This is a genomic window from Halioglobus japonicus (genome assembly GCF_001983995.1).
Lineage (GTDB): Bacteria > Pseudomonadota > Gammaproteobacteria > Pseudomonadales > Halieaceae > Halioglobus > Halioglobus japonicus.
Genome location: NZ_CP019450.1, coordinates 1,530,427 through 1,542,979 on the forward strand (window position 1 = coordinate 1,530,427; position 12,553 = coordinate 1,542,979).

The following is a 12,553-nucleotide window of genomic DNA, read 5'->3' on the forward strand; positions in this document are numbered from 1 at the left end:
GAGAGCTGGAGTCGTGCACGATGTATGTTAGTGGCAATGTTTCGATACTGGCGCGCTTGCTGCTGTGTCTGCTGCTGCTTGTGCATGCCGGTGCCGGTCGTGCAGAGCGCATTGGTGAGCTTGCGGATTTCGTTGGCGTACGCAGCAATGCATTGATCGGCTATGGCCTGGTGGTTGGGCTGGACGGGACAGGCGACCGAACCATGCAGGCCCCCTTTACGGGTCAAGCATTGGCAAACATGTTGTCTCAGTTAGGTATCTCCATTCCGCAGGGCGCCAATATGCAGCTCCGCAATATCGCCGCTGTTGTCGTCACTGCTGAGCTCCCGCCCTTTGCGCGTTCTGGTCAGACCATCGATCTCAATGTTTCGTCGATTGGCAATGCCCAAAGCCTGCGCGGTGGTTCGCTATTGATGACGCCGCTTAAGGGTGTTGATGGTCTGGTGTATGCCATCGGTCAGGGCAACATTCATGTCGGTGGTGTTGGAGTAGAGGCCGGAGGCAGCGGCGTTCAGATTAACCAGCTGGCCGGTGGCAGAGTTCCGGATGGCGGTATGGTGGAACGTACGGTGCCTCTGGATATCGTGGGTTCCGATGGCAGTCTGACCCTGCAATTGAAGCGCCCCGATTTCGACAATGCCCGCCTGGCTGCAAAAAGAATCAATGAGGTTTTCGACCAGCAGGTCGCCCACCCCGTCGATGGCAGTGCTATCCGTCTGTCGGCACCGGAGCAGCCCGGGCAGTTGGTGAACTTCATGGCGACCATCGAAAATATCGAGGTGGATCCGCGCATCGATGACAGCCTGGTAATTGTCAATTCGCGCACGGGTTCTGTCGTGATGAACAGTCGGGTCACGCTGCGACCGGCAGCGGTCGCCCATGGCAATCTCTCGATTACGATCGATACACGTTATGGGGTTAGCCAGCCTGGTCCTTTTGCAGATGTCGGTCGCACTGTTGTTACACCCGATACAGAGATTGTCATTGACCAGGGTGAGGGCGCCCTGCATATGATGGAAGGCGCTGCATTGGCAGATGTTGTGAGTGCCTTGAATATTATGGGCGCTTCTCCAGTGGACCTCATGTCGATACTGGAAGCGCTTAAAGCTGCCGGCTCACTGCGCGCCTCGTTGAAGGTGATCTAATGTCATTGCCTGATGTGACCAGTCAGTACGCCCTCGATATTGCCCGCCTAGGCCAGCTCAGCACGGACGCGAAAAATGGTAACTATGAGCGCTCGCTGCGGGAAACTGCCAAGCAGTTCGAAGCGATTTTCCTCGGTAAGATGCTATCGACAATGCGCGATGCGTATCTCAAGTCTGATCTCGGCCGTAGCAATCACTTGTCGTTCTACGAATCGATGATGGATAAACAATGGGCACAGCATCTCTCCGAGCGCGGGATTGGTCTGGCCGACATGTTGGTTGAGCAGCTTACCTACGCCGGATCGACGGTACCCGCGGGCCGAGAAACTCTGGCTAAAATGCCGTCGCCGCGTGCAGCTTGGCAAGTTCGTTCTATGGGCATGCCTGCCTCAATCCCCGAGCCTGTCGAACCAATAGGCCCGCTGCCGATGGATGCTGTGCCAAGCGCAGGGGACGATGGCGAGAGTCCGGATGCCTTCGTGGATCGCATTACGCCCTACGCGCGGTCGGCGGCACGGGAAAGTGGTATTCCCAGTGAGCTGATAGTTGCTCAAGCCATTCTCGAAACGGGCTGGGGGCGTCGCAGAATAGAGCGTTCGGACGGTAGTGACGGGCACAATATTTTTGGCATTAAAGCCGATCCGCAGTGGCGCGGAGAGCGTGTTACTGTCGAGACGCACGAGTATATCGGTGGGCGTCGTGCCGAGGTGAATGCTCGCTTCAGGGTCTACCAGTCTTTGCAGGCAGCGTTTCAGGACTACGCACGGATAATGGGCGAGAGCGACCGCTACGAGAGAGTCAGGGCCGCTGAATCGCTGGACGAGGCTGTCCAAGCGCTGTCAGAAGCCGGCTATGCCACTGATCCGGCTTACGCCGACAAACTGCGTGCATTAATCGATCAGGGCCTGCGGCCGCGTTCGTCGAGATCCTAGGGAGTGAGAAAAATGTTGGCCAATTTACTCAAGACCCTGCACTTTTGGGCCGATCTAGTAGCAACGGCGGGAAAGGATCCTAATCTATGAGCATTTTTTCCACCGGGCTCAGTGGACTGAATGCAGCACAGGCCGCACTGAACGTCACCAGTCGGAACATCAGTAATGTTTACACGCCCGGATACAATCGAGAACTGACCGTTCTTGAAGACTCGGTGGTCAGTGGCGGGGCCAGTGTGTCGGCAATACAGCGACAGTTCAATGCCTTCACAGCTGGCCAGCTCAATCAGGCGACGACACGGCTGGAGTTCTATCAGGTCTATGCCACTAATACCTCTCAGATCGATGATCTGTTGGCAGATCAGGACTCGGGACTGTCGGCATTGATGCAGCGTTTTTTCTCCTCAGTGTCTGACCTCGCCGCTGCCCCCTCTGACCCAGCTGCCAGGCAAGGCGTGCTTGGAGCGGGCAATAGTCTGGCAACGCAGTTTCGCTCGGTGTCGGGTTTCCTCGAGGATATGGCTCGGGGCATTGATATTCAGTTGGCTCAGGAGGTTGACCTGGTTAACAACAAAGCCGACCTAATAGCGAATCTTAATGAACAGATTACGGTGACTCTTGCCCGCACCGGTGAGTTGCCGAATGCGCTGATGAATCAGCGTGACCAGGTGATTGCCGAGCTGAGTGAAATTGTCGACACTCGGGTGCTGGTGCAGGGTGACGGTACGTACAGTGTGAGTATTGGCAATGGGCAGCCCCTCGTATCAGGTGACAATGCTTATGAGCTCTCTGTTGTGGATGCCAGCGATGACTCCAGCAGAAAAGCGATTGGTTATCGAGACTCTGGGGGCAACATCTTGGAACTGGAAGACGATAGTTTTGACGGTGGCCGGATTGGCGGCTTGCTGGCCTTCCGAAGCGAGGTCCTCGATTCAGCTCGAGACAGTATTGGTCGTCTGGCGGTGAGCGTGGCGTCTGCAGTTAACGAGCAGCATAGGGCCGGCGTAGATCTCAATGGAGATCCGGGACTAGATTTTTTTGATATTGGTTCTCCCAGTGCATTTGCTAATGATCGGAATGTGGGTACTGCGGTTTTTTCTGCTGCGTTCGGTGATACCGTCGATCTCACCGGTACCAGCTACGAAATTCGCGTAGTCGATGCGGGAACCGGTGAGTTTTCAATCACCCGCAAAGATGATCAGAGCACCACCATGGGCTTTCTCGATGGTGCCAACCAGCTAACGGTGGACGGTGTGGTGCTGACACTGGATGATCCCGGTCTGCTGGCCGATGGCGATCGGTATGCGTTACAGCCAACGCGCTTCGCTGCCTCGCAGTTCTCGACAGCGCTAGTGGACATCGCTCAGGTAGCGGCAGGCCAGTCTGCGGCCACGGGTGACAACCTTAATGCGCTCGCACTGCAGCAGCTGCAGTCGACAGATATTGTTGGCGGCAGTGCCAGCCCTGGTGGGGGCTATGCGGCGATACTTGGCGATGTTGGCAACCGTACCAATATCGCCCAGATCAATCTCGAGGCCCAGGCGGGTATCCGCCAGCAGGTGCGCAACCTGCAGCAGTCTGAGTCGGGTGTTAATTTGGACGAGGAAGCTGCCAATTTGGTGCGCTATCAACAGTACTACCAAGCCAACGCAAGAGTGATTGAAGTGGGCACAGTCATCATCGACACCTTGCTTGGATTGAGGTCATAGGCCTCCTAGGAGCATTTAATGCGGATTAGCACCGTAAACATGTATGAGCAGAGTATTGCCTCAATGAACCGGCAACAGGGTGAGCTGCTTCGCGTCGGTCAGCAGATCGCGACCGGTCGTCGGGTAGTAACGCCCTCGGATGATCCGCAGGCCAGTGCAAAAGCCGTAGGAATTAGCCAGGCCATCGGGGTTATCGAGCAATACTCCGGCGCTCGAGCGACCGCCCGCAACTCCCTGTCCCAAGAAGAAAGCGTGCTTTCTAGTGTAAGCGATGCGTTATCGGCAGCGAAAACACTGATGCTGCAGGGTATAAACGGCACCTTGCAGAATGCAGATCGGCTGTCAGTTGCTACCGAGTTGCAGGCCGTTTTCGAAACGGTATTGGGGCAGGCCAATGCAGCCGACGGCAATGGACGCTTTTTCTTCGGTGGTTTCAACGATGGTGCGCCGCCGTTCTTTGATGACGGGCTGGGCAATATTGTCTATGTGGGAGACACCAATGAACGCACTCAGCGCGTAGACAACTCACGCTTGATGTCGGTGGCCGACAGCGGCGATCAGGTATTTCTCAGAGTGACCCCGGGCTCCGGTTATGTGGCCGAGGCTGACTCAGCCAATACCGGCAGTGTGGTCTTCAAGGGGCCGGGTGTGATTGATCCTGCAGATCCTGGCTATGGCGCTAATTTCTCCGTTGCGTTTGTTGATATGGCCGGTGAGCTAGGCGTGTCGATTAACGGAGCGCCGCCGTCTTTGTACGTAGATGGCGCAGCAATCACCTTTGGCGGCCTCTCCTTGGAGCTTAGGGGAGTGCCCGAGATCGGCGACTCTATCGACGTCGGGCCTGCTGAAACAATGAATACCGATATCTTCCAAACCTTGAACAAGGCGCTGGCGGTGCTTCGTCAACCCGTGTCTACAGAAGCTGATCGTGCTGCGCTGAACAATTCCTTGAATACTGTCATGCGAGAGCTGGACAATAGTCTTGACAACGTTCTCACCGTACGTGCCTCGGTGGGTGGGCGGCTCAACGAGTTGGATATTATCGACAGCGTGGCGGCTAGTCGTAGTCTCGGGTACCAGACCAATCTCTCGCAGCTAGTAGATCTTGACTATAACGAAGCGGTTGCTGACTACAGTTTACGCCAGGTGGGTCTGCAGGCGGCACAGCGCTCGTTTGTCGACATCAACGGTATGTCGCTATTCGACTATCTGCGCTAAATTACAACTAATCCGCGTGTCAGCAGAAAGTCAATAAACTCCAGCCCGCGATCAAACACCTCCTCAAGTACCGGTTGCAGCCGGGTCATTAGGAGCGCGATTAGTAGAATTCCCAGCCCCAGTGAAATCGGGAAGCCCACCGTGAAAACGGTAAATTGCGGCGCGGAACGGTTTAGGATTCCCATCGAGAGGTTAATGATAAGCAACATGCACAGTACCGGTAGTGCCAGTAACAGTCCGGTTTTGAAGATCTGCCCGCCAAACATTGCAAGGGAGTAGAAGCCTTCGGAATTAATCGACAACGCGGCAATGGGAAGCAGTTGGAATGACTGTGCAACGGCGGCAATCAGGAGTAGATGTCCGTCCAGCGCCACGAATAGTAACAGAGATACGATGTATAGAATGCGGGCGACGATCATCGTGTTGGTGTTCGTGTCCGGCGAAAAAAATGCAGCGAACGCTAACCCCATCTGCAGGCCGATAAAATCACCGGCGGCCTGCACGCTCGCAAACACCACGCGCATGGTCGTGCCCATGGCCACCCCGATGATGACTTGCTCAGCGATGATCGCGGCACTGCTCCAGGATAGCATCGGTACATCCGGTAACGGTGGCAGTGTAGGGGAAACAATGATGGTAAGCACGACGCACAGGCCTATTTTTGCCTGCATTGGGATACTTTGATGACCCAGCAGCGGGGCAGATGCCACCAGCCCCGAAATCCGAACAAAGGGCCAGAAGAACTGGGATAGCCACGTCTCCAGCTCTGTAAAGCTGACTTCCAGCACTTTCCTACTCGCTAGCGGATCATGCTTGGAATGCCCTGGAGTAACTCTGCCGTATAATTGGTAATCAACTGGAGCATATAGGGTCCGAAAATTAACAGCGTCAGCCCGACGCCGAGAATTTTCGGAATGAATGACAGGGTCATTTCGTTGATTTGGGTGACGGCTTGGAACAAGCTAACGGTCAGGCCCAGAAACAGAGCCACAAGTAGTGCCGGCGCGGCCAGTAGTACGGCGACCCGCATGCCGGCATAGGCGAGATCCATTACTGATTCGGGTGTCATGGTATGGGAACTCCTTTAGGTAAAGCTCATCGCCAGTGAACCGATTAGCAAGTGCCAGCCATCGACGAGTACGAAAAGCATGAGTTTGAAAGGCAACGAAATGGTGGCGGGAGGTACCATCATCATGCCCAGAGCCATTAGAATACTGGCGACGACCAGGTCGATAATCAGAAAGGGTATAAAGATCGTGAATCCAATCTGGAACGCGGTCTTAAGCTCGCTGGTGACAAACGCCGGAATCAGCACAGACATAGGTACGTCAGCCGGGCTGGCAAATTGCTGGTCTCCGGATAACTCAGCGAATAGCGTCAGATCATTCTCCCGTGTCTGAGCCAGCATGAACCGATGCATTGGGCCTGAGGCGCGACTGATGAATTCCTCGAATTCTATGTCGCCGTTGCTGAGAGGCTGCCAGGCCTCGTCGTAGATCTGGCTGAGCACCGGCGTCATGATAAACAGGCTCAGAAACAAGGCCATGCCAATCAACACCTGATTGGGAGGCGCAGACTGTGTGCCCATAGCCGTTCGCAACAGGCTCAGCACGATGATGATGCGAGTGAAACTGGTCATCATCAGCAGGATCGCTGGTAGAAAAGCCAGGCTGGATAATAGCAGCAGTAACTGCAGATTAATGGACCATGACTGGCTGCCATCGGCCTGCGTATTGCTTGTGAGTCCGGTAATCTGTGCTTCTGCAGCGCCGCAGAACAAGGCCATTGCAGTGCAGGTGATCGATCTGACAAACGCAGGGCTCATCACTGTGACTCGCCAGATAGACTCGAGAGGTCAGCGTCGGTGAGTGTCTCACTGTGAGCGGCCAGCATTCGGTCGAAGTCATGGTCCGTATTGGGGGGCGATAGGGCGTGTCGGTCATGCTTGTGAATGAGCGAGATATTTCCGTTACTTATGCCCAGCAACAGCTCGGTATTACCTCTGAACGCAATAAGCACCAGACGTTCGCGTGGTCCAAGATGGGTGGTGGCGATCTGCTGCAGAATATCGTCCTTGCTGCGCGTCGGACGCAGCAACTTGCGCGCCAGCAAGCCCAACAACAAAATCAGCGCTACGACAACGAGTAGCGACAACAGAGTTTGGCCGAGCATACTGGCGCCATATAGCGGCTCTACCGCACTGGAATTCAAAGGCGCTGAATCGTCGGTCTGCATACTAGCGGTTGAGTTTTTCCACTCGCTCTGTGGGAGTGATGATGTCGGTAATCCTGATGCCGTATTTGTCTTCGACGACGACGACCTCGCCCTGGGCGATGAGATAGCCGTTGATAAGAATGTCCATAGGGTCGCCTGCCAGTCCATCGAGTTCGAGCACAGAGCCTTGTGCGAGTTCCAGCAGCTGGCGGATAGATATACGGGTACGGCCCAACTCCACATTGAGCTTGACCGGGATGTTCATGATGAGGTCCAGCTCTTGTGCCGAACCTTTGGCAGGGCTTGCGCTCAGCGGCGGGAACGCCTCTGCGCTACCATCCCTGACGCTGTGGTTATGAGAAGCGGAGCCTGTACCGGGGTCAGCCTTTGGATTCTCTTCGACTTGTTTTTGATCCTGCTCCTGCGTCACACCCTGCTCTGCGAGAGCCGCAGCCCACGGGTCTTCCTTTTCTAAGGTCTCATCGGCTGTAGCTGCAATAGTGGCCGTCGCTTCGGTCGAATCGACCAGGGTCTGGTCTGGCGCTTCGAGTGTGTCTTCGGTTTCGTTAATCACGGTGTTGGCTCCATGAGTATGCTTCCGGGCTACCGGGATTCGGTATCCTGTTCAAATTGGTCCTGCGAAATGTTGAGTACTTGCTTCACTGACAGCGCGCGATGCCCGCCGCGGCTTCCGTAGCCACATTCCAGAATGGGAACACCGTTGACATGCCCAGGGATGGAATCGGGGAGATTCACGGGCAGAATGTCGCCCGCTTTCAGGGAAAGAATGCTGCCGATACTGGTCGGTATCTGACAAAAGTCGACAATAAGCTCCACTTGTGACCCTTTGATTTCATTCGAGAAACGGTCACGAAATGGAGCTTCGCCTTCCTCCTCATTCTTCTCGACCGGGTTAATCAGGGCATCGCGTATAGGCTCAATCATTGTGTAAGGGATGCACACCTGAAACGACATCGTGGAAGCACCTACCTCCAGATGGAAGTTGGTATTTACGATGACTTCATTTGGTGAATTGGTGATGTTGGCAAACTTCACCTGCATCTCTGAACGCACGTATTCAACATGAATTTCATAGATCGGGCGCCATGCTTCTACATAGGCTTCGATTGCCAGGTCCAGAAGTCGATGAATAATACGCTGCTCCGTGGCTGTAAATTCCCTGCCCTCTGATCGGGTTAGAAACCGGCCGTCGCCACCGAATAAGCTGTCGACCACCAGAAATACAATGTCCGGCGGGAATACGAAGAGTGCTGTGCCGCGTAGCGGTTTGATGTTGACCAGGTTAATGTTGCTGGGTACAGGGACATTTTTTGAATAAGTGCTGTAGCTTTCAAACTTCATAAAGTCACAGTTGATGTCAGCATTGCGTCGAATCAGATTGAACAGGCCCACCCGAAAAAGCCGGGCAAATCGCTGATTGATCATGTCCAGGCCATGTAGGCGTTCTTTGATGATCCGCGATTGGGTACGTGGATCGTAGGGGCGGATTCTGGCTTCTACTTCCCGGGAGTTTTCAGCCGATTCTTCATCGCCACTGACACTGTTGAGCAGTGCATCGATTTCATCTTGTAACAGTAGATCACTTTCGGCCATGACAGGGTCCGCCTACTGGACGATGAAATCCTGGAAGTAAACGCCGACAATCGAGAGCTCTGGCTGCGGATCTGAGAATGGCTCAGATAGGGCGAGCAGAATTTCATCAGCAACTTGGCTTTTGCCCTCGGCAGCCTTTAGCTGTTCAGCGCTCTTCTGTGATAGCAAAACCAACATCCTATTATTGATGTCTGGCATGTAGGTGGTAAGGAAATTTCTGGTTGTATCGTCGGAGACCCGCAGCATAACACTGGTGTAGAGAAGCCTGTCGGTGCTCTTTCCTTGCAGGTTTACGGTCATCGGCCCTACTTTGACAAACAATGGGTCAACGATGATCGCCGGCTCCGCAATTTTGGATTCATCAGCGTCGCTGCTTCCGAGAGTTAGGTACGCTCCCGCCGCCGCGCCCATAATCCCAACAAGCATCATGGCGACAAGGATGATTCGTTTTCTGGATTTTGGTTGCTGTTCTTTTTCGCCGGACTTCTTTTCATCTGCCATAGCGCCAATCCTTAAGCGTCGATTCTTTAAGTGTAAGTGTTCAGAGCAGAAGCAATCCGTGGAAAAGAGAGCAATTGAAGCGTCTATTTGCTGCCCCCGCACTATACGTAAATGTTGATGCCGAGAGCGTGTATATGACGCTCGCTGGTTGCGGTTGGGGCAGTTGCCGATGGTGTGTCAATCAGCCCTCTCAGCTCAGCACTTGGGTGCCTATTCTGAGGTTGTTGCTGATGCGCGCCTTGTTCAGCCGATATGTCTGTCTCACCAAGCTCGATACCCTGTTCGCCCAATATCTCCCGCAGTTGCGGCAGCGCCTGCTCAATCGATTGCCGCACCAGCGGCTGGTTACTGAAGAAGCTGAGCTGAGCATGCTGTTCTTTAACATGCATCTCCACCAAAAGCGGACCGAGCTCACGTGGATGCAGCTGGATGGCCACCTGCTGTTCGCCACTCAGTGTGATGCGACCTAACTGATGGCCCAGGCTAAGCCCCCATTTCTGGCTGCCGAGCGGTGAGGCTATAGCGAGTTGCTGGTTGCTATGGGACATGCCTTGTGGGGACGGCGCATGGAGCGTGTTTACGTCTAAACTGGAGGGTGCTGCAGTTGCAAAAAGATTGACGCCATAGTTGCCTAAAGAGGATGTAGTCACTGGCGTATGTTTCGGCTCGCTGACTGTATTGATCCCAAGCTCCAATGTGAGTGGTTTGGTCACACCCTGCTCCGTTTGGCTATTCGACTGCGTCGTGAGCGCTGGAAGTTGCTCTTTTGGATTGGTAGTTGCGAGCTCGCCGCTTGCCCGCCCGATAGCAGGGTTCTGAACCTTGGACATCGTCTCAGGTTTCACCAGATCAAGCCCCAACTCGCTGCCGCGGATGGATACTTGGATGGCGGGCGGAGCCATTCTCACGCCTAGCTCAATTCCTGCGATTTGACGATCCACCGGGCGAGGGCGTTGGGCCATCGCTTCAAAAACTGGCCCGGCAGTTTCGCTCGTCCCCACCAATGACATGTCGCGCGGGATCAGTGCGGTGGCTTGCGAGTTAGTTATCTGGGTGATCGGGCTGGCGGGGTCTAGAGGCTGAGATGAAAGAATTCCAGGTAGCCAATGTGGTGCCAGCTGCGCCACGTTATAAGTGCTGCTAGGTTGGATCAGCGCCTCTGGTGTTGTTCCTTGATCCGCAGTCAGGTTTTCGGACACAGCAAGGGAGCGCAGAATGGAGGCAAAGCGACCACTGGTCCCCTGGGTATTGCCTCCTGGCGTGGCATCAACGGGCAGCGGCGCTGGAGTGGGCGCTGCCATGAGGCTGAGTAGTTCGGCATCCATAGTGTTAGTGCGTCAATGCGCTAGAGTTCCGATCGCTGCTTGCGTTGATAGAGCGATGTAACGATCATGTCTATCTCCTTGAGTTCACGCTTGTTTTCCTCCTCAATTCGCCGTTCCTCACGACGAGTGCAGAGCGCATTCAATGACGCGTGCTCGCGAATACTATCTTTCATGTTGAGCATCGATTGCTCAATGTCGCGCTCCTGGCGTTCCATGGACAAATTTGCGTGTTCAATGGCGCGATCCAGCGACCCAATAAACACTTGATACTCCTGTACCAATTGGAGTGGAGAGCCTTCTATGAGAGCTAGCCGAAGTTTCTCCCGATACTCGTTGCGGTAAGCGTGGAGCGCATTACACTGTTCCTGTAAATGCGCTTTGGATGCTCGATCGCGTGAGAAACAGGCTGTGTCCGAGAGCTTCTTTTGCTCGGCTTTGTCTTTTAGATAGTTGACGGCGTCTGTCTTCATGGCCTGTCTCCATTGATATGCAATAGCTCGGCGAGTGAATCGTTAATAGTGGATTTCTCTGATATGTTCTGCTGCAGGAATGCCTCTACCGCGGGGTAGTTGGCGACTGCGACATCAAGCAGTGGATCGTGACCCGGGCTGTAGGCTCCCAGGCTTATCAAATCCTGGTTACGCTGATAAATACTGAAGTAGCGTTTTATCTCCAGCGCCCTATCGAGTTGCTCGCGGCCCACCAGCTTGTCCATAGACCGACTGATAGAGGCCTCCACGTCGATGGCTGGGAAGTGACCGGACTCCGCCAGCTGTCGTGACAATACAATATGGCCATCAAGAATTGCACGGGAAGCATCTGCTATTGGGTCCTGTAAGTCGTCGGCTTCTGTGAGCACGGTGTAGATGGCCGTCAAAGAGCCCGACCCGGATGCGCCATTGCCCGCCCGTTCGATCAATGCTGGCAAACGCGCAAACACCGATGGTGGATAACCTCGGGTCGCTGGCGCCTCGCCCACTGCCAGGGCGATCTCTCTTTGTGCCATGGCGAATCGGGTCAGCGAATCCATGAACAACAGAACTCGATGACCTGCGTCTCGAAAGTACTCTGCCAGTAGTGTTGCGTAGCTAGCACCGTGCAAGCGCTGGAGGGGTGAGTTGTCGGCGGGTGTGGCCACCACAACAGCTCGGGTAAGCCCTTCGGCACCAAGGCTATGCTCAATGAACTCCTTGACCTCGCGGCCGCGCTCGCCAATCAGTGCCACGATGACTATATCGGCGGACGTATATCGGGCAATCATCCCTAGCAGAACTGATTTGCCTACGCCTGACCCTGCGAACAGACCGATGCGCTGGCCTTCACCGATGCTGAAAAGAGCGTTAATTGCACGAATGCCGGTATCTATCTGGGCCTCAATTGGTTTACGATCTAGAGGATTGATCGGGGTGGTCGGCGAGCAGGCATAGCTATCGGGGTGCAGCGGGCCTTTTCCGTCAATCGGATCGCCGAATCCATCTACGACCCGGCCTAGTAAATTCATGCCCACAGGAAATCGCTTACCCCGATCACAGTGTTCGCTCGGACAATACACTCGGGCGCCAGGCACAAGCCCTTCGATCACTGTGAGTGGCATCAGGAACAGTGTGTCCTTGCCAAAGCCCACCACCTCCGCTTCCGCCGTTCGAGTGCCGTCGCCCCGGGGATCCACACCCGGCAAATCAATCAGACAGAAACTGCCCAGCGGCAACTGAATGCCTGTTGCCTCGAGCACCAGTCCAGCAGCTCGCGTTATCCGGCCGCTTTGCTGGTAGCGCGGCAGGTCTTGCAGCCGATTGTTGACACTGACAAGAGTTTCTCGCCAGCGAGCAAAGTGGCGATTTTCGTATGAGTTCTCTTGAACAGGTGAGTTCATATTGAAGGACATCGATCAGTGG

14 protein-coding genes are annotated in these 12,553 nt (G+C 54.7%); 4 read left to right on the top strand and 10 right to left on the bottom strand.

Features of this window, described 5'->3' with window-relative positions; genetic code table 11:
- Positions 1 to 20 precede the first annotated feature (20 nt).
- The 4 genes from BST95_RS07325 (at position 21) to flgL (ending at position 5,004) form a co-directional block, all read left to right on the top strand.
- Positions 21 to 1,145 carry a flagellar basal body P-ring protein FlgI gene (locus tag BST95_RS07325; RefSeq protein WP_084198724.1) on the top strand — a complete coding sequence of 375 codons (1,125 nt, stop codon included), beginning with the start codon at positions 21 to 23 and terminating at the stop codon, positions 1,143 to 1,145.
- Positions 1,145 to 2,077 (top strand): flagellar assembly peptidoglycan hydrolase FlgJ, encoded by a 933-nt coding sequence (gene flgJ, locus BST95_RS07330; protein ID WP_084198725.1) that lies wholly within the window; start codon positions 1,145 to 1,147, stop codon positions 2,075 to 2,077. The genes BST95_RS07325 and flgJ overlap by 1 nt, the downstream gene beginning before the upstream one ends.
- Positions 2,078 to 2,163: 86 nt before the next feature.
- Positions 2,164 to 3,786: a flagellar hook-associated protein FlgK gene (gene flgK / locus BST95_RS07335; RefSeq protein ID WP_084198726.1), complete on the top strand. Its 1,623-nt coding sequence runs from the start codon at positions 2,164 to 2,166 to the stop codon at positions 3,784 to 3,786.
- Positions 3,787 to 3,804: 18 nt separating this feature from the next.
- On the top strand, positions 3,805 to 5,004 hold the full coding sequence (gene flgL, locus BST95_RS07340) for a flagellar hook-associated protein FlgL (protein ID WP_084198727.1): 1,200 nt from the start codon (positions 3,805 to 3,807) through the stop codon (positions 5,002 to 5,004).
- On the opposite strand, the gene fliR is transcribed toward flgL, so the two are convergent.
- The 10 genes from fliR to BST95_RS07390 form a co-directional block, all read right to left on the bottom strand.
- Positions 5,001 to 5,792 carry a flagellar biosynthetic protein FliR gene (fliR, locus tag BST95_RS07345; protein WP_066057664.1) on the bottom strand — a complete coding sequence of 264 codons (792 nt, stop codon included), beginning with the start codon at positions 5,790 to 5,792 and terminating at the stop codon, positions 5,001 to 5,003. The genes flgL and fliR overlap by 4 nt on opposite strands.
- An 11-nt stretch (positions 5,793 to 5,803) precedes the next feature.
- A complete protein-coding gene (fliQ, locus tag BST95_RS07350) occupies positions 5,804 to 6,073 on the bottom strand; it encodes a flagellar biosynthesis protein FliQ (RefSeq protein WP_084198728.1) in 270 nt (89 codons plus the stop codon).
- 15 nt (positions 6,074 to 6,088) lie between these two features.
- Positions 6,089 to 6,829 carry a flagellar type III secretion system pore protein FliP gene (gene fliP, locus BST95_RS07355; RefSeq protein WP_084198729.1) on the bottom strand — a complete coding sequence of 247 codons (741 nt, stop codon included), beginning with the start codon at positions 6,827 to 6,829 and terminating at the stop codon, positions 6,089 to 6,091.
- A complete protein-coding gene (locus BST95_RS07360; protein ID WP_084198730.1) occupies positions 6,829 to 7,239 on the bottom strand; it encodes a flagellar biosynthetic protein FliO in 411 nt (136 codons plus the stop codon). Before BST95_RS07360 ends, fliP begins: the two co-directional genes overlap by 1 nt.
- 1 nt (position 7,240) lies before the next feature.
- Positions 7,241 to 7,792, bottom strand: coding sequence for a flagellar motor switch protein FliN (gene fliN, locus BST95_RS21505; protein ID WP_229801700.1), 552 nt, complete (start codon positions 7,790 to 7,792; stop codon positions 7,241 to 7,243).
- Between the two features lie 29 nt (positions 7,793 to 7,821).
- Positions 7,822 to 8,832: a flagellar motor switch protein FliM gene (gene fliM, locus BST95_RS07370; protein ID WP_084198731.1), complete on the bottom strand. Its 1,011-nt coding sequence runs from the start codon at positions 8,830 to 8,832 to the stop codon at positions 7,822 to 7,824.
- Between the two features lie 12 nt (positions 8,833 to 8,844).
- Positions 8,845 to 9,333 (bottom strand): flagellar basal body-associated FliL family protein, encoded by a 489-nt coding sequence (locus BST95_RS07375; RefSeq protein WP_084198732.1) that lies wholly within the window; start codon positions 9,331 to 9,333, stop codon positions 8,845 to 8,847.
- Between the two features lie 101 nt (positions 9,334 to 9,434).
- On the bottom strand, positions 9,435 to 10,658 hold the full coding sequence (locus BST95_RS07380; RefSeq protein ID WP_084198733.1) for a flagellar hook-length control protein FliK: 1,224 nt from the start codon (positions 10,656 to 10,658) through the stop codon (positions 9,435 to 9,437).
- A 20-nt stretch (positions 10,659 to 10,678) separates the two neighbouring features.
- Positions 10,679 to 11,128: a flagellar export protein FliJ gene (locus tag BST95_RS07385; RefSeq protein WP_084198734.1), complete on the bottom strand. Its 450-nt coding sequence runs from the start codon at positions 11,126 to 11,128 to the stop codon at positions 10,679 to 10,681.
- Positions 11,125 to 12,531: a FliI/YscN family ATPase gene (locus tag BST95_RS07390; RefSeq protein ID WP_084201088.1), complete on the bottom strand. Its 1,407-nt coding sequence runs from the start codon at positions 12,529 to 12,531 to the stop codon at positions 11,125 to 11,127. The genes BST95_RS07385 and BST95_RS07390 overlap by 4 nt, the downstream gene beginning before the upstream one ends.
- Between the last annotated feature and the right edge of the window lie 22 nt (positions 12,532 to 12,553).

Coding starts and splice junctions, on each gene's coding strand:
- BST95_RS07325 (WP_084198724.1), top strand. CDS start 21: ATGTATGTTAGTGGCAATGTTTCGATACTGGCGCGCTTGCTGCTGTGT.
- flgJ (WP_084198725.1), top strand. CDS start 1,145: ATGTCATTGCCTGATGTGACCAGTCAGTACGCCCTCGATATTGCCCGC.
- flgK (WP_084198726.1), top strand. CDS start 2,164: ATGAGCATTTTTTCCACCGGGCTCAGTGGACTGAATGCAGCACAGGCC.
- flgL (WP_084198727.1), top strand. CDS start 3,805: ATGCGGATTAGCACCGTAAACATGTATGAGCAGAGTATTGCCTCAATG.
- fliQ (WP_084198728.1), bottom strand. CDS start 6,073: ATGACACCCGAATCAGTAATGGATCTCGCCTATGCCGGCATGCGGGTC.
- fliP (WP_084198729.1), bottom strand. CDS start 6,829: ATGAGCCCTGCGTTTGTCAGATCGATCACCTGCACTGCAATGGCCTTG.
- BST95_RS07360 (WP_084198730.1), bottom strand. CDS start 7,239: ATGCAGACCGACGATTCAGCGCCTTTGAATTCCAGTGCGGTAGAGCCG.
- fliM (WP_084198731.1), bottom strand. CDS start 8,832: ATGGCCGAAAGTGATCTACTGTTACAAGATGAAATCGATGCACTGCTC.
- BST95_RS07375 (WP_084198732.1), bottom strand. CDS start 9,333: ATGGCAGATGAAAAGAAGTCCGGCGAAAAAGAACAGCAACCAAAATCC.
- BST95_RS07380 (WP_084198733.1), bottom strand. CDS start 10,658: ATGGATGCCGAACTACTCAGCCTCATGGCAGCGCCCACTCCAGCGCCG.
- BST95_RS07385 (WP_084198734.1), bottom strand. CDS start 11,128: ATGAAGACAGACGCCGTCAACTATCTAAAAGACAAAGCCGAGCAAAAG.
- BST95_RS07390 (WP_084201088.1), bottom strand. CDS start 12,531: ATGAACTCACCTGTTCAAGAGAACTCATACGAAAATCGCCACTTTGCT.